This window comes from Aeromonas sp. EERV15, assembly GCF_900079845.1.
In the GTDB taxonomy this organism is placed as follows: domain Bacteria; phylum Pseudomonadota; class Gammaproteobacteria; order Enterobacterales; family Aeromonadaceae; genus Aeromonas; species Aeromonas sobria.
Window position 1 is genome coordinate 90,129 of record NZ_FKKY02000003.1, and the last position, 16,105, is coordinate 106,233.

Annotated in this window: 13 protein-coding genes and 1 tRNA gene; 4 read left to right on the plus strand and 10 right to left on the minus strand. The window is 57.6% G+C overall.

Annotation, left to right across the window (positions count from 1 at the left end; genetic code table 11):
• Nucleotide 1 precedes the first annotated feature (1 nt).
• Complete coding sequence (locus tag BN4575_RS03635) at nucleotides 2–793, minus strand: substrate-binding periplasmic protein (RefSeq protein WP_068977183.1); 792 nt, start codon at nucleotides 791–793, stop codon at nucleotides 2–4.
• Between the two features lie 203 nt (nucleotides 794–996).
• On the opposite strand from BN4575_RS03635, the gene BN4575_RS03640 reads away from it, so the two are divergent.
• Nucleotides 997–1,836: a sterol desaturase family protein gene (locus tag BN4575_RS03640; RefSeq protein ID WP_068977184.1), complete on the plus strand. Its 840-nt coding sequence runs from the start codon at nucleotides 997–999 to the stop codon at nucleotides 1,834–1,836.
• Nucleotides 1,837–1,933: 97 nt separating this feature from the next.
• On the opposite strand, the gene BN4575_RS03645 is transcribed toward BN4575_RS03640, so the two are convergent.
• From BN4575_RS03645 to tadA, 9 genes are all read right to left on the minus strand, one after another.
• A complete protein-coding gene (locus BN4575_RS03645; RefSeq protein ID WP_068977185.1) occupies nucleotides 1,934–3,349 on the minus strand; it encodes a basic amino acid/polyamine antiporter in 1,416 nt (471 codons plus the stop codon).
• A gap of 9 nt (nucleotides 3,350–3,358) precedes the next feature.
• On the minus strand, nucleotides 3,359–4,261 hold the full coding sequence (locus tag BN4575_RS03650; RefSeq protein ID WP_068977186.1) for a homocysteine S-methyltransferase family protein: 903 nt from the start codon (nucleotides 4,259–4,261) through the stop codon (nucleotides 3,359–3,361).
• Between the two features lie 294 nt (nucleotides 4,262–4,555).
• Nucleotides 4,556–5,098, minus strand: coding sequence for a hypothetical protein (locus BN4575_RS03655; protein ID WP_068977187.1), 543 nt, complete (start codon nucleotides 5,096–5,098; stop codon nucleotides 4,556–4,558).
• Between the two features lie 18 nt (nucleotides 5,099–5,116).
• A complete protein-coding gene (locus BN4575_RS03660) occupies nucleotides 5,117–6,436 on the minus strand; it encodes a hemolysin family protein (RefSeq protein ID WP_042022106.1) in 1,320 nt (439 codons plus the stop codon).
• 191 nt (nucleotides 6,437–6,627) lie between these two features.
• Nucleotides 6,628–7,338: a phosphate signaling complex protein PhoU gene (phoU, locus tag BN4575_RS03665; protein WP_042022103.1), complete on the minus strand. Its 711-nt coding sequence runs from the start codon at nucleotides 7,336–7,338 to the stop codon at nucleotides 6,628–6,630.
• A gap of 105 nt (nucleotides 7,339–7,443) precedes the next feature.
• Entirely contained in the window at nucleotides 7,444–8,262 is an 819-nt protein-coding gene (gene pstB / locus BN4575_RS03670; protein ID WP_042022101.1) for a phosphate ABC transporter ATP-binding protein PstB, read from the minus strand.
• Nucleotides 8,263–8,394: 132 nt separating this feature from the next.
• A complete protein-coding gene (gene pstA, locus BN4575_RS03675) occupies nucleotides 8,395–10,044 on the minus strand; it encodes a phosphate ABC transporter permease PstA (protein ID WP_068977188.1) in 1,650 nt (549 codons plus the stop codon).
• Nucleotides 10,045–10,076: 32 nt separating this feature from the next.
• Nucleotides 10,077–12,314 (minus strand): ABC transporter permease subunit, encoded by a 2,238-nt coding sequence (locus BN4575_RS03680; protein WP_042022097.1) that lies wholly within the window; start codon nucleotides 12,312–12,314, stop codon nucleotides 10,077–10,079.
• A gap of 203 nt (nucleotides 12,315–12,517) precedes the next feature.
• The gene (gene tadA / locus BN4575_RS03685; RefSeq protein ID WP_042022095.1) at nucleotides 12,518–13,063 is read right to left on the minus strand and encodes a tRNA adenosine(34) deaminase TadA; all 546 of its coding nucleotides are present in this window, start codon (nucleotides 13,061–13,063) and stop codon (nucleotides 12,518–12,520) included.
• Between the two features lie 243 nt (nucleotides 13,064–13,306).
• Here tadA and BN4575_RS03690 point away from each other — a divergent pair.
• From BN4575_RS03690 to aceB, 3 genes are all read left to right on the plus strand, one after another.
• Nucleotides 13,307–13,383 (plus strand) — tRNA-Pro (locus BN4575_RS03690).
• A gap of 223 nt (nucleotides 13,384–13,606) precedes the next feature.
• On the plus strand, nucleotides 13,607–13,747 hold the full coding sequence (locus BN4575_RS22045; RefSeq protein ID WP_162850117.1) for a hypothetical protein: 141 nt from the start codon (nucleotides 13,607–13,609) through the stop codon (nucleotides 13,745–13,747).
• 688 nt (nucleotides 13,748–14,435) lie between these two features.
• Nucleotides 14,436–16,043 (plus strand): malate synthase A, encoded by a 1,608-nt coding sequence (gene aceB, locus BN4575_RS03695; protein WP_068977189.1) that lies wholly within the window; start codon nucleotides 14,436–14,438, stop codon nucleotides 16,041–16,043.
• Nucleotides 16,044–16,105: the final 62 nt, after the last annotated feature.

Here is a 16,105-nt window from a genome sequence, read left to right on the forward strand (position 1 = left end):
CTCAGCGCGGGGACTTTCCCAGATAGCGCTCCACGATCACTTTCACCCCGTCACGTTTTTTGAGCTGATAGAGCTCCTTGTCAAACTGGTCGATAAAGGCCTGTTTGTAGGGGTACTCCCCCTTGCGGCTGTATCCGAGAAACCCCTGCTCCTTGCTGAGCACCGGCCCCTGTTTGAGCAGGGACATATCGGCCACCGCCAGCTGCTCGGCCTTTATCATGTTGAGCAACTCATAGAGCAGGGAGAGGCGATCATTGATGGTGCAATCGACCCGGCCGCGGACAATCTTGAGCAGGTTCTCCCGATTGCTTTTCACCTCCTCCACGTCGATCTGCTTCTCTTTTACCGCCTGCCAAAAGGCATCGCCGCCGACGGCAAAACCGGCGTTCATACCAAAGCGCAAACCGTGATAGTCGAGCGGAAACCTGGCCTGCGGGGTATTGGCAGCCACACTGGCACCGCACATCACCACCAGCTCTTCATCCAACATCGGCTGGGAGTAGGGCCAGATATAGGGGCGGGCATCGGGCAGGTAGTAGGGCGGAAAGATGGCAAAGGCTGAGCCCTGCTCCACCATGCTCAGGCCCCGCCGCCACGGCATGGGCTTGAGCACCACCTCATAGTCACTCATGGAGGCGGTCACCTCGCGGATGATGTCGGCATAAATGCCTTTCACATCATCCCCTTCCTGCCAGGAGTAGGGGGGATAGGCAGAATCCGCCAGGATCTCGACTCGGGTCTTGGCGTGAATGCCGGTACAAAATACCAGCAATAAACAAATCCATAAGCGCATAAGCCCGATACTCCTGCAACACAGCCTGCATCAAGCATAGCCAGCCCATGTCATTTCCTGAGCACCCGTTGCAACTTTCAGTCACGGCGACCCCGCCAGCCAGCGCCCCGACATGTACCAGCACCCGCGCCGATAAAATGTTAATGAAATATTAAAACCATCCTTTATGCTGGAGAGCAATTGCTCTGAATGGATGGCCGCTTATGGATGTGCAACTGCTTCTGCTCTACCTCTCCCCGATTTTTCTGGCTTTCATCGGCTGGGAGATGCTCTACCTGCGCAAACATGGCGCCGCCTTCCCCACTGCCACCTACCAGTGGCGGGATCTGTTCGCCAACGCCGCGCTGGCCCTGATGCATCAGGGGGGCGATGCACTGGCGGCCATCGCCATCGTTTATCTGTATGACACCCTCTGGGGCTGGCGGCTATTCGATATCGAGCTCACCTTCTGGAGCGTGCTACTACTGTTCCTGCTGCAGGATCTCTGCTACTGGCTGTTCCACTTCACCAGCCACCATGTGCGCTGGTTGTGGGCCTCCCACGTGGTGCATCACAGCTCGGAGCGGCTCAATCTCTCCACCGCCTTTCGCCAGAGCCTGATGTATCCGGTCTCCGGCATGTGGCTGTTCTGGATCCCGATGATTGTCATCGGCTTCCCGCCCGAGGCGGTGGTCGCCACCGTGCTACTGAGCCTGGGCTTTCAGTTCTTCGTCCACACCCAGGTGGTGGGCAAGCTTGGCCGGCTTGAGTGGATCTTCAACACCCCCTCCCACCACAGGGTGCACCACGCCAGCAACGCCAAGTACATAGACCGCAACTTCGCCGGGGTGCTGATCATCTGGGATCGACTGTTTGGCACCTTTGTCGAGGAAGATCCGGCCGAACCGTGCCGCTTTGGCATCACCAAACCGATCCACAGCTTCAACCCCCTCACCCTCACCTTCCACGAGTGGCGTGACATGCTGCGCGACGCCCGTGGCCTGCCGTGGCGACAAAAACTCGCCGTGCTGTTTGGCAAACCGGCCGGGCCTGCCAGCCGCTAGGCCTTCGCCCCGCATAGCAACTCCCGGATAACAAGTCCCTGATAAAAAGAGAGCGCCACTGTGGCGCTCTCTTTTATGGTCAGTCACATCTTCGATGTCAAAAATGGGCGAACGACCAGACGGCGGGGATCAGGCTCAGCAAGGTCACTCCGGCCAGCCATCGCTCGCGGCCGCTCAGGCGCAGATCCGCCCCCAGCTGACGGCGGCTGTAGAGAAACAGCAGCAGGCCCGGCCCGTAGAGCAGCAAAGAGAGCAGCAGATACTCCACCCCGGCTGCATAGAGCAGCCAGAAGCCGTAACCGCTCGACACCAGCGCCACCGCCCGCATCAGGCTTCGGCCCTGCCCACACTCCCCCTTCCTGCTGAACGAGAGCTTGAGCAGAAACAGACCGATCAGCAGGTAGGGCACCAGGATCATCGAGGTGGAGATAAGCAGCAAACTGGTGTAGCCCTTGCCGAGCAGCCACACCAGCAGCAGGCATGTCTGCACCGTCAGACTGGTGAGCCAGAGCGATGCGATAGGCGTCCCGTTGTGGTTCTGACGCCGGAAGATAGCAGGAAATGCGCCATGTCGGGCCGCGCTGAACGGCACCTCGGCCGAGAACAGGGTCCAGCTCACGTAGGAGGCGAGCACAGAGACGATAAGGCCGGAGCTTATCAGCAGCTTACCCCAGGAGCCGGTCATCTGGGCCATCAGCCCTGCCATGGAGGGGTTGGGCAGCGCCGCCAGCTCGGGCCGACTCAATATCCCCAGCGCCAGCACCGAGATAAGCACATAGAGCAGCAGCGCCAACACGACACCAAGTACGGTGGCAGTGCCCACATCCCGCCGGTTTCTGGCGCGGGCCGACAAAACGGCAGCCCCCTCGATACCGGTAAAGACCCAGAGGGTGATCAGCATGGTGTTGCGCACCTGCTCGGAGACCGGTATCGCCAGGGTGCTGCCCTGTTGATCCGCCGCGAAGGTGACCGGGTCGAACCAGTAGCAGGCGAACAGGATAAACAGCAGCAGCGGCAGGCTCTTGGCCAGGGTCGCCACCAGATTGAACAGCGCCGCCTGCTGCACGCCACGGGCCACCAGCAGGTGCACCGCCCAGAGGATGCAGGACTCGCCGACAAAAGCCGCCAATGTATTGCCATCACCAAACCAGATCTGTTCGGGGGTATCGACAAAGCTGCCCAGCGCCGCAAAGGCGATCACCAGATAGCCCACCACACCGATGGTGGCGCACAGCCAATAGCCCCAGGCGGAGAAAAAGCCCACCAGTTCGCCAAAACCGGCGCGAGCGTAGCTGTAGATGCCGCCGTCAAGATCCGGCCTGAGCCGCGACAGATAGAGAAAACTCATGGCGAGCGCCACTATGCCTACCCCGGTCACGCCCCAGCCGATTAACACGGCACGCGCCCCCGCTACCTCGGCCATGTTCTGGGGCAGGCTGAAAATCCCCGCCCCCACCATGGAGCTGAATACCAGCGCGGTGAGGGACCAGAGCCCAATTTTGCTCTCTTTCATGGGTGCTCCTTAGCGCAACCGGCTGCTCAGCGCCTGAATATGCTCGGGGCCGATGCCGCAGCAACCGCCGATCAGATTGGCGCCGGCTGCGCGCCAGCGTTCGGCCCAGCCGAGATAATCCAGCGGCCCCAGATCGGCGCGGATCTCGTCCAGCCCATCGTTGGCAGTGGCCTCTTTGGGCTGTGGCGGGAAGGCGTTGGCATAGGCACCGAGGCGAATATCAGCGCGGCCCAGCGCCTGCAATCGGGCGCGGGCAACCTCGAGGGCCCCCTCGATCACCTCGGGCTGGCAGCAGTTGAACAGGATGGCATCAACCCCGACCGCCACCAGCGCAGTAACCGCATCGGCCACCCGCTCGCCGGAACGAAGTAGAGGCTCGTGGCCCGGCGCCTCATCTTCCAGAGTGAAAGAGACCCAGAACGGCTTGCCATCTTCCGGCAGCAGCGCTCTCAGGGCCAGTGGCTCGGCGATGAGGCTCATGGTCTCGGCCAGCCAGATATCCACATGGGGCGTCAGCGCCCGGATAAGCGGCATGGCCAGCTCGCTCACCTTGTCCGCCTTGAACAGGTCGGCGCGGTAAGAGCCAAACAGCGGCGGCAAGGAACCCGCCACCTGCACGGCGCCCTTCTGATCGTCAGCCACCTCACGGGCCAGTTGGCCAGCCAGAGCTGCCAGCCCCTCCCCTTCGGCAAAGAAACGTTCATCGCCGATATGGAACGGCACCAGCGCATAGCTGTTGGTGGTGATGACCCGGGCTCCGCTCGCCACATAGGCCTGATGCACTTCGCGCACCGTCTCTGGCGCCTCCATCAAGGCCAGCGCCGACCACTCTGGCTGACGAAACGGTGCCCCCCGCCGTGCCAGCTCGCGCCCCATGCCCCCATCCAGCACCCACAATTCCCTGGTTTCCATCTGTCGTGTCTCTTTGTTATGTGCGTTGTTTATTTGCGTGTTTATCTGTTTGTTTTGTTGATCTGCGGTTTCGCGCTGAATCGCTGCAGATCGTCCGGCTTCATCCTGGTGAAGCACCTTCATAATTCAGCCATAAAAACATATAGATGTTTAGATGTCCAAAACAAGATAAAACAAAGCACCATTGGCGGCAATCAGTATCAGCAGAAATCAGCATGCGACCAGCTGGGCAAACGCAGAAATGCAAGAGGCCACCCGAAGGTGGCCTCATCACTATTTTGATCCGCTGGCGACTTAACGCCCGGCCAGCACTCGCTTGATCTGTTTGACCCAGTCGGAAACCCGACCCTGCTGGGGCAGGCCGCGCCAGATCTGCTCCCACTGGGCTGGGCTGAGCGGACGACCGAGGCGGCGCTGCACACCAGCATAAAGGTAGTCATGGGCCGTCATTGCTGCATGCTCGGAGGTGAGGAATTTGGAGACAGGATCGGTTAGCCGCACATCCCGCATGCCGAGCAGCGGATAGTCGTTGTGCACCGCCGCCAGCATGGTCTCGCGCATGGCGGACTCGATGTAACCGCGGGCAAACAGGGCGGTCACTGACTCCAGCGAGCCCTGATCCGGGCCGTGATACTCTTCATCGAACACCGGGCTCGGCTCTGCCATGCCGCTTTGCACCACCGCATCGGGATCCGGCTGCGGCACCACCACAGCAGGCTGGGGAGCAACCGGCTTGGTTGCCACTGTGGCTTTGCGCGGTGCACTCTGGCTACAGGCACCCAGTGCCAGGGCGAGCGCGGCGCAGGCAAACACTCGGGAATGAGACTGCATCTTCATGACTCTTATGTCGCTCCTTTACGATTCCTGAGCTGGCTTCTCGGCCACCACCGGCTCAACCCGGGTAACCAGCAGCTGATCAATCTTGTAGCTGTCGATATCCACTACTTCAAACTTGTAACCGGCGTAGGTGACCGAGTCGGTACGCTTGGGGATCTTGCGCAGCATAAACATAATAAAACCGGCGATGGTTTCGTAGTTCTGGCTTTCCGGGAATGCCTCTATGTCGAACGATCGCATCACATCCGAGATCGGGGTCACCCCGTCCACCAGCCAGGAGTTTTCGTCGCGCTGAACAATCTGCTCTTCCACCACGTGGGTCGCCCACTCGCCCATCACGGTACTCATCAGGTCGTTCATGGTGACAATCCCCACCACCAGCGCGTACTCGTTCATCACCACGGCAAAGTCGCCACGATGATTCTTGAAGTACTCCATCGCCTCATAGAGGTTAAGGGTATCGGGGATGATGATGACGTTCTGCACCAGGTTGCCACCGATGAGATCGATGCTCTGGCCGCCGATAACGCGGATCAGCAGCTCTTTGGCATCGACAAAGCCCTTGATGCTGTCGAGGTTGTGGTCACAGACCAGAAACTTGTTGTGAGGGTGCTCGGCGATCTTGGCCTTGATGCTCTCTTCGCCCTCTTGCAGAGTGAAGTAGATCAGGCTCTCGCGGGCCGTCATGGCAGAGGTGACGCCAAGGGACTGCAACTCGAACACGTTCTCGATCAGCTGATGCTCCTCGCGCTGGATAACCCCAGCCTCGGCGCCGGCATCCATCACCGCATAGATATCGTCGGAAGTGATCTCGTCGTTGCGGATCATGGAGACCCGCAGCAGGCGGAACAGTCCGTTCGCCATGCCGTTGAAGAACCACACCAGTGGCATCAGCAGGGTCACGCACAGCAGCATGGGGCGCACTACCACCACGGCAACCCGCTCCGGCATACTCATGGCAAGGCGTTTGGGCATCAGGTCGGCGATCAGGATAAACAGGCTGGTAACGACGACGAAAGAGACGATCGAGCTTATCTCGGAGAGCCAGGGGCCTTGATAGAAGCGAGCGACAAACAGCTTGATAGCGGGGTTCAGGGCTGACTCGCCCAGAATACCGCCCAAAATGGCGACAGTATTGAGGCCAATCTGTACCACGGTAAAAAAGTTGCCCGGCTGGGCTTGCAGCGCCAGCACCTTTTCGGCCTGGCGATTACCTTCGTCCGCCATGACCTGCAACTTGATCTTGCGAGAGGCGGCGAGAGAGATCTCGGAGAGGGAGAAAAACACACTACCGCCAACCAGCAGCATTAAAAAAAACACACTATCGGCAAAACTCATGATGAACCTATTGCTACACCCGTCTTAGCACAAGACGGTAAACTGGGCCTGGGAGACCAGACCGTGAGCCCATCCGGGACCCACACAGGGGCGCTATTCTACCAGAAAACAGCGTATTGGGTGCTTTATCTTACTCTGCGGACAGGTGCAACAAAAAAAGGCGCTTGGCGCGCCTTTTTATTCACTTCAGCTTAGTCCTTACCCAACAGGGCACCCAAGTCATCTCCCTTGGTATGACGCACATCCTTGCCTTTCACGTAGTAAACGATGTATTCGCAGATGTGCTGGCAACGATCGCCGACCCGCTCGATGGCCCGTGCCGCCCACAATACGTTGAGAACCTGAGGGATGGTGCGAGGATCTTCCATCATATAGGTCATCAGTTCACGAATGATGGACTCGTACTCCCGATCAACCTTGTCATCTTCCTTGTAGACCGCCAGCGCCGCATCCAGATCCATGCGGGCGAAGGCATCGAGCACATCGTGCAGCATCTTGATGGTGCGACGGCCCATGTTCTCCAAAGAGACCAAGGGTGGCTGGGGCTTGTTGGCGTTATCGGTCAGCATGCGGGCAATTTTGTCAGCCACATCGCCGATCCGCTCCAGATCCGTGATGGTTTTGATGATCGCCATCACCAGCCGCAGGTCGGAGGCGGTAGGTTGACGCTTGGCGATGATGCGGGTGCACTCCTCGTCGATCGCCACTTCCATCGCATTGACCGCATGGTCTTTGGCTACGATTTTGCGCGCGGCATCCAGATCCTGATCGTGGATGGCGGCGATGGCATCGGTGAGTTGTTGCTCTACCAGTCCTCCCATCACCAACACCTGATTGCGCACATTTTCGAGCTCGGCATTGAACTGACCGGAGATGTGTTTATTGAGGTTCATATTGTCCATACAAATAATCCTTGATGCTCCGATTATGCCTTAGCCGTTGAACTGGCTGGTAATCTGTTTATTGATACTCATGTTACTGATCCCACTCATTGCGCCACCAGCGGCTTAGCCGTAACGACCGGTGATGTAATCTTCGGTCTTTTTCTTGGCCGGGGTAGTAAAAATGGTGTTGGTATTCGAGTACTCGATAAGCTCGCCCATATACATAAAGGCGGTCTGATCCGACACCCGAGCCGCCTGCTGCATGTTGTGGGTCACGATCACCACGGTGAACTGGCTTTTCAACTCGTTGATCAGCTCCTCGATGGTGAGGGTTGAAATCGGGTCAAGTGCCGAGGTCGGCTCATCAAGTAACAAAACTTCCGGCTCGATGGCGATGGCGCGGGCAATCACCAGACGCTGCTGCTGACCACCAGAAAGACCAAAGGCGTTGTCGTGCAGACGATCCTTTACCTCCTCCCACAAGGCTGCGCCGCGCAACGAACGCTCGGCGGCTTCATCCAGCGTACGGCGATCGTTGATCCCTTGCAGGCGCAAGCCATACACCACGTTCTCATAGATCGACTTGGGGAACGGGTTGGGACGCTGGAACACCATGCCCACCTGACGGCGCAGGGCGGAGACATCCACGCTCTTGTCATAGATGTTGTGACCATGCAGTTGAATTTCCCCTTCGATGCGGCAGATATCCACCAGATCATTCATCCGGTTGATGCAGCGCAGCAGGGTCGATTTACCACAACCGGATGGCCCGATAAAGGCGGTTACCTGGCCTTTGGGGATCTTCATGTTGACGTTGAACAGCGCCTGCTTGTTGCCGTAGTACAGGTTGAGATCCTTCACCTCCAGCGCGGTCTGCTGCGGGCTCAGGTTCAGCAAGTCCAGTGCGGTGTGCTGGGTGGCGGTGGTCGTTACGTTGATCATCTGTTACCTCAAATCAGTCTGGGGTGGCTGGCACCGCTCGATGCCAACCACCTGAATACCTACTTGGTAACGATGGCGGCAGGCACATTTGCCGCCAATCGATTACCGCTATATCAATCTGGGGTGGCTGGATTAATGCTCCAACGACCGGAATTTTTCACGCAGATGGTTACGAATACCGATAGCCGTCAAGTTCAGGCCAACGATCACCGTCACCAGCAGGAAAGACGTGGCATACACCAGCGGCCGTGCGGCTTCGACGTTGGGGCTCTGGAATCCGACATCATAGATGTGGAAGCCAAGGTGCATGAACTTGCGCTCCACATGCAGGTACGGGAAGTTGCCATCCATCGGCAGGGTCGGCGCCAGTTTCACCACACCGACCAGCATCAAGGGGGCCACTTCCCCCGCAGCACGGGCAATCGCCAGAATAAGGCCGGTCATGATGGCCGGGCTCGCCATCGGCAGCACGATACGCCATAGGGTCTCGGCCTGGGTGGCACCGAGCGCCAGTGACCCCTGACGAATGGTACTGGGAATACGGGACAGCCCCTCTTCAGTGGAGACAATCACCACCGGCAGGGTCAGGATCGCCAGGGTCAGTGCCGACCAGATAACACCGGGTGAACCAAAGGTCGGGCTCGGCAGCGCTTCTGGGTAGAACAGCTGATCCAGTGAACCACCCAGCGTATAGACAAAGAAACCCAGACCAAACACGCCGTAGACGATGGAGGGCACGCCCGCCAGGTTGATCACCGCGATCCGGATAATCTTGGTCAAACTGTTCTTGCCTGCGTACTCGTGCAGGTAGACCGCAGCCACCACTCCCAGCGGCGTGACAATGATCGCCATCAGGATCACCATGAACACGGTGCCGAAGATGGCCGGGAACACGCCCCCCTCGGTATTGGCCTCACGGGGATCGTCCGAGACGAATTTGCCGATCTGGTGGAACCAGTAACCCACTTTGGCTATCAGGTTCATATCGTTGGGCCAGACCACATCCAGCACCTTGGACATCGGCATGGTCACCAGCTCGCCGCGCATATCCTTGACGGTAATCGAGTCGCGGTCTGCCTGGCTGCGCAGAGAGAAGAGCTCCTTCTCGAGCACCTGATAACGGTCGTTCAGCGTCTTTCGCTCGCTGGCCAGTTCGGCTTTGAGCTGCGCGGTCAGCTTGTCATCCAGCTCGGCCTTGCGCTCTTTCAGCCGCAGCCGCTCCAACTGATAGTTGATACTGCCAATGTCCCCTTTTTGCAGGTCGTTGGCCTGCTCGGAAAGGGAATTGGCACGGGCCAGCATCCGCAACAATGCAGGATGGAGATCCTCGGTAAACTCGCGCCCATCCTCTTTCACCGAGGCGATGTAACCATAAAAGTTACCATTGGTAGAACGCTCCACCATGGTCAGCTCAGCGGGCTGGCTTTGGGACTTGATGTCGGTCTCCAGCACCCAGCGAAAATCGAGGTCGACGAACTCGCGGTTGCCGGTCTTGACCAGATAGCGGGTCAACACCTCACGCTCTTCCCCTTCCAGCGGCAGACCTGCGGCGCGCAATCGCTCCACAGGCACCAGCTCACGATCGTTGATCTCGCCGATCAATACACTTTTATTGCCACTGGCATCTTCAAGTTGCCATTCATAGATGGGGTGAGGCCAAAAGTAGACCAGCCCACGCCAGCCGATTAGCAGTAGCAGACCCAGCACCGCCACCAGACTCAGGCTGACGGCGCCGCCGGTCATCCAGATCCAGGGGGCCCCTGATTTAAACCACTTACCCATTGTCGATTCCTTGTCCATTACAGAGTCGCCCCTTACATCGAGCTGTATTTTTCACGCAACCGCTGACGGACAAACTCGGCCAGGGTGTTGAAGAAAAAGGTGAACACAAACAGGACGAAGGCCGCGAGGAACAGCACCCTATAGTGAGAACTGCCCACTTCCGATTCAGGCATCTCCACCGCGATGTTGGCAGCCAACGTACGCAATCCCTGGAACATGGAGAAGTCCATGATGGGGGTGTTGCCGGTAGCCATCAGTACGATCATGGTCTCGCCCACCGCGCGGCCCAAGCCCATCATCACCGCCGAGAAGATACCGGGACTGGCGGTGAGGATCACCACCCGGCTCAAGGTCTGCCACGGGGTCGCACCGAGGGCCAGCGAGCCCTGAGTGAGGTGCTTGGGCACCGAGAAGACCGCATCTTCAGCAATCGAGAAGATGGTGGGGATGACCGCAAAGCCCATGGCGATACCGACCACCAGTGAGTTGCGCTGGTCAAACTTGATGCCCATTTCGTGGGTCAGCCAGATACGCGAATCGCCGTTCATAAAGACATTCTCGATGAGCGGGCTCAAGGCAAAGGCCCCCCAACCGATGAACAGCAGCACCGGGATCAGCAAGATAGCGTGCCACCCTTCCGGCAACCATGACTTGCCGCGCTCCGGCAGATAGTGCCAAAGCAACGCGGTCAACAGCATTCCCATCGGCAGCAATATCAGCAACAAGATGACGCCCGGCAAGGCCCCTTCGATGATGGGGGCTAACCACAGCCCGGCCAGGAAGCCGAGAATAACGGTCGGCAGCGCCGCCATGATCTCGACGGTCGGCTTGACGTATTTGCGCAACCCCGCCGACATGAAGTAAGCGGTGTAGATGGCACCGGCAACACCGAGCGGCACCGCAAACACCATGGCGTAGAACGAGGCTTTCAGGGTGCCGAACACCAGCGGCACCAGGCTCAGCTTGGCTTCGAAGTCGTTGCTGGCAGAGGTGGATTGCCACACATATTGCGGCTCCGGATACCCCTCATACCACACCTCTTGCCACAGGGCAGACCAGGTAACCTCGGGGTGATCGTTCTCGACCGCAAACACGGTGAAGGTATTGCCCTGCTGCATCAGCAGCGTGTTGTGACGAGGAGAGATCGCCAACGCAGACAGCTCACCGCCCGCGACCTTTTCACTCAGCAACTTGGTCTCGCCAGTGGCATGGAAGAAGCTGATGGCGCCATCCTTGTCGGCACTGACGAAGCCTTTGCGGTAATGCTCTGGCGTCAGCAGATCCACAGCGCCATCGCCTTTAAAGTCACGGATTTGGGTAAACTGACGTTTGCCATCTTTCGCCACTTCAAACCACTGGGAGATAATGCCATTGTCGTTGCCCACTAGCAGGGAGGAGGCGCCAGAAAGCAGCTCAACCCGGGTCACGTTGGCATTGGGGGCGTTAATCTCCATCACATTACGCAGCGATATTTCGCTGAGATTATGGATGTCATAGACAGAGAGGCGATTGCCTTCGCGCACCAGCAAGATGCGAAGGTTCGGGGTCAGCAGCAGCTGATCCACATGGCGCGGCAAAGCAGGAATGCTGTAGTTTTGGGAGCTCCACTCCACCTCGCCGGAGAGGAAGTTCTCCTCACCGCTCATCACCGTCATCACGCCACGACCATCTTCGGTCACGGCGGCAGTGGCCATCTTGTCCTTGGTGGCTTCGAACACCAGCTGCTGCAACGGCTTGCCTTGCGGGTCGATCACCACCGGCTCTTCGCCGAAAGGATATTGCAGGCTGGGCTCGATCACCCGAACATCGTTGGGATAAGAGACCTTGAACGCCGGTTGGACAACTTGCGCCTTGCCATCGGCAAAGCCATAGGCAATAAGCTTCTGGCCCGGCGCCGGACTGGTCACTGTGGTGATGTCACCCGTGACCTGGCCATTCCCCAGAGACTGCCCGATCTTGACCTTGCCCTCTCCCTGAAGGGCGAAGAAGTTGACCAGCCCTTTATCGCTGAAGCGATAGCCGATCTCGTTCTGCTCCTCCATTCCGAGCCAGGCGGTCTTGCCTGCAACGGGCAGCGTAAATGACGCAGTCGGCTCCATGGTGGCGCCATTGAAGATGGGTTTCACCACATAAAGCAGATAGAAGAAGATAAGCAACAGGGCCACCAGTACCAGGGCTCCGCCTGTGGTGACGCCATATTTGGCTAATTTGTCCTTGATCCGGCGTTTTCTACTGCCCGCCATAACCAAATTTAACGATTCCGATGACATGCAAAACCTCAATGTAAGCTAGGCTTGGCGGGATTATATGGCAGTAACATGACAGTTTTGTTACATGAGCGCCTGTTTGAAAGAGGTTATTGCGGGGCACAAAAAGCGGGATTTATCTCAGGAAGGACAAACTTAACTAACTGTTTATATACACATATTTAAAATAGCGATCAGCGGGCAGTGAACACTGCCCGCTGAATCATTCAGGAAAGAACATCGTTTGATTGTTGCAGCACCAACTTAGCTGCCTTCTTCTCAGCCCGGCGGCGTTTGAAAAACGCAGAAAGCTGGGCCGAGCAAGCCTCGGCCAGCACCCCGCCAGTCAGCTCGATCCTGTGGTTATGACGCGGATCCTGCAAAATCTCGAACACTGACCCGGCAGCTCCGGTCTTGAGATCTCTGGCGCCATAGACCACCCGCTTGACCCGACTATGGATCAGCGCACCGGCACACATGCAGCAGGGCTCCAGCGTCACATAGAGTACGGTGTCGAGCAGCCGGTAGTTCGTCAGCTGCTTGCCCGCCGCCCGGATCGCCATCACCTCGGCATGGGCACAGGCATCGTGCTCGCTGATGGAGCGGTTCCACCCCTCCCCCACCACCTGTCCATCCAGCACCAACACGGCGCCGACCGGGATCTCGCCGATCCCTTCGGCACGGGCGGCCAATACCATGGCATGGCGCATCCACTGTTCATCCTGTGCTGTGTGACTGAGTATCTCTGTGACCGCTGCTGGTTTCACGCCCATGCCTCTCTATAGATATCGATTCGCTGATCCCTCGCCCATGCCATGCGGTTATCTGAACCGGTACATAACGCCACTATGACAGGGCGGCGACGGGTCGCCGATTATGCCAAATCTCCCCTTCATGCCCAAGCCACATCTTGTCTGCACAATAAAGTAGCAGTTGGCATCTCACTGATAAAAAAGGAGTTGCACCAACAGATTCATATCATTAGACTCCCTTCCGTCAGCTCGAACTGACTCCGTCGGTGTGTAGCGCAGCCAGGTAGCGCATCTGCATGGGGTGTAGAGGGTCGGAGGTTCGAATCCTCTCACACCGACCATTTTCCCCGAGAATAGCCCAGTCAAACGACGGGGCTATTTTTTTGCCTCCGATTTATCCTCCTGACGATGCCTGCTCACCAAGCACAAAAAACAGCCAGAACCACTTGAATCTTTTTGACGAACTCATTAAGATGCGCACCTTTCTGCCGGTAGACAACACAGGGAGGTAGAAACACCAGTGAAGGGATCACTGTCCGGCTTGCGTTCAACACAGGACCAGGCATGAACCAGACCACCGATTTCACACCCGCCATTCCGCTCTATTCCGTTCCTCACGACACCCCTTGCAACACCGAAAACGACGATGAACGAGTCATCCAGCTGGATGTGATCGACTTGGCTGAGCCGGATGATGACTATTGAGCCCAGCCAAGTGGCTGCGCAATCTTCCCGTACTCCCTCTGTTTAACGTCTCTTTTTCCACCACTTGGCGACGACGTAGCAAAAAACGACAAACTGCTAATTCTATCAAGGATGGCAGTATTATTGACTGACATTCATTCCCCTCACCTCCCTGCCATTACCCCCGACAACTGATACAAACCTACGTTATTGCGCTTCACTTTCCATCGCTACAACAGCTAGAGCCAACAGAGCCCACCCCACCCATGCAAGTTTAAAACAGTCGTTCACTCGCCAGCATTAGTAAAGGCAGAACCCTAAATGGCATATTCAAACACGCTTTATACGGCTGTTTTGGCAAAGCCTGGAGTAAGGTCGGGATTTGTTTTTGCATTTGTAATTTTATTACGTAATAAGTTACGAAATGAGGGGCAGGGTCACGGCCCAAATTAGCCGTTGTCCGATGGGAAAAAGCAGGAGCATAACCATCTGTGTAGAGCTTTTATACCAACCACATAAATCGATAAAAAACATTAACTTAACCTTATGTCAAAAACGAGCGTTTAAAAAAAACTGTTGACGTAATCAACAATATTTCGCACCTTATCAATCGTGTTATCCCGGTGTTACGGGAAGTTTGCAAGAACAGGGATTCGACTTTAGTCGTAGTTAGTAAGTTCAAAATGTAATTCTCAAAGGAGTGAACCTTATGTCGGCACCGGCTCAGACCCACTGCAGCGCCCGCCTTCGCATCCAGGGCGAGATGCTGCCCGAATACGCGCAAATTCTGACGCCGGACGCGGTGGCTCTGGTCTCCGAACTGGTGGAACGTTTTGCTCCCCAAAGAGGGGAATTGCTGAAACAACGTGTGGCACGTCAAGCCCGTATCGATGGCGGCGAGCTGCCTGACTTCCTGCCGGAAACCGCCCACATCCGTGAAGGTGACTGGACCATTCGTGGTATTCCTGCCGACCTTCAAGACCGCCGTGTGGAGATCACCGGCCCGGTCGAGCGCAAGATGGTGATCAACGCCCTCAACGCCAACGTCAAAGTGTTCATGGCCGACTTCGAAGATTCACTGGCCCCCGCCTGGAATAAAGTGATCGAGGGGCAGATCAATCTGCGCGATGCGGTCAACGGCACCGTCTCCTACACCAGTCCGGAAGGAAAGGCTTATACCCTGAACCCCAATCCGGCCGTGCTTATCTGCCGGGTGCGCGGTCTGCACCTGCCGGAAAAACATGTCACCTTCGATGGCCAGCCCATCCCCGGCGGCCTGTTCGATTTTGCCCTCTATTTCCTGCACAACTATCAGGCACTGCTGGCCAAAGGCTCGGGCCCCTACTTCTACGTGCCCAAGTTGCAGAGCAATCTGGAAGGGCGCTGGTGGAGCGAGGTATTCGCCTGGACCGAGGACAAGTTCGGTCTGCCCCGTGGCACCATCAAGGCCACCGTGCTGATTGAAACCCTGCCGGCAGTGTTCGAGATGGATGAGCTGCTCTACCAGATGAAGGATCACATCGTCGCCCTCAACTGCGGCCGCTGGGACTACATCTTCAGCTACATCAAGACTTTGAAGAACCACCCGGATCGGGTACTGCCTGATCGCCAGGTGGTGACCATGGACAAGCCGTTCCTGAGTGCCTACTCGCGGCTGCTGATCAAGACCTGTCACAAGCGCGGGGCGCTGGCGATGGGTGGCATGGCCGCCTTTATTCCGGCCAAGGATGCCGCCGTCAACGAACAGGTGTTTGCCAAGGTCAAAGCCGACAAGGATCGCGAAGCCAACAACGGCCACGATGGTACCTGGGTCGCCCACCCCGGCCTCGCCGATACCGCGATGGAGGTGTTCAACACCACCATCGCGGCTGGCGCCAAGAACCAGATCGGTGTGCTGCGTGAGCAGGATGCCCCCATCACCGCCGCCGACCTGCTGGCCCCCTGTGAGGGTGAGCGCACCGAGGCGGGGATGCGCACCAATATCCGCGTTGCTCTGCAATATCTGGAGGCCTGGATCAACGGCAACGGCTGCGTGCCCATCTACGGTCTGATGGAAGATGCCGCCACCGCCGAGATCTCCCGCACCTCCATCTGGCAGTGGATCCGCCATGGCAAAAGCCTCGCCAACGGCAAGGTGGTGACCAAGGAGCTATTCCGCCAATTGCTGGCCGAGGAGCAGGAGGTGGTCAAAGCCGAAGTAGGGACCGAGCGCTGGCAGGCAGGACGCTTTGCCGAGGCAAGCGAGCTGATGGAGCAGATCACTTGCGCCGACACCCTGATCGATTTTCTGACGCTGCCCGGTTACGAGCGGCTCTGAATCACGGGCCCCGGGCGGGGCTCGCCAATAACAAGTCAATGGAAACGTGAAATCAATGAAAG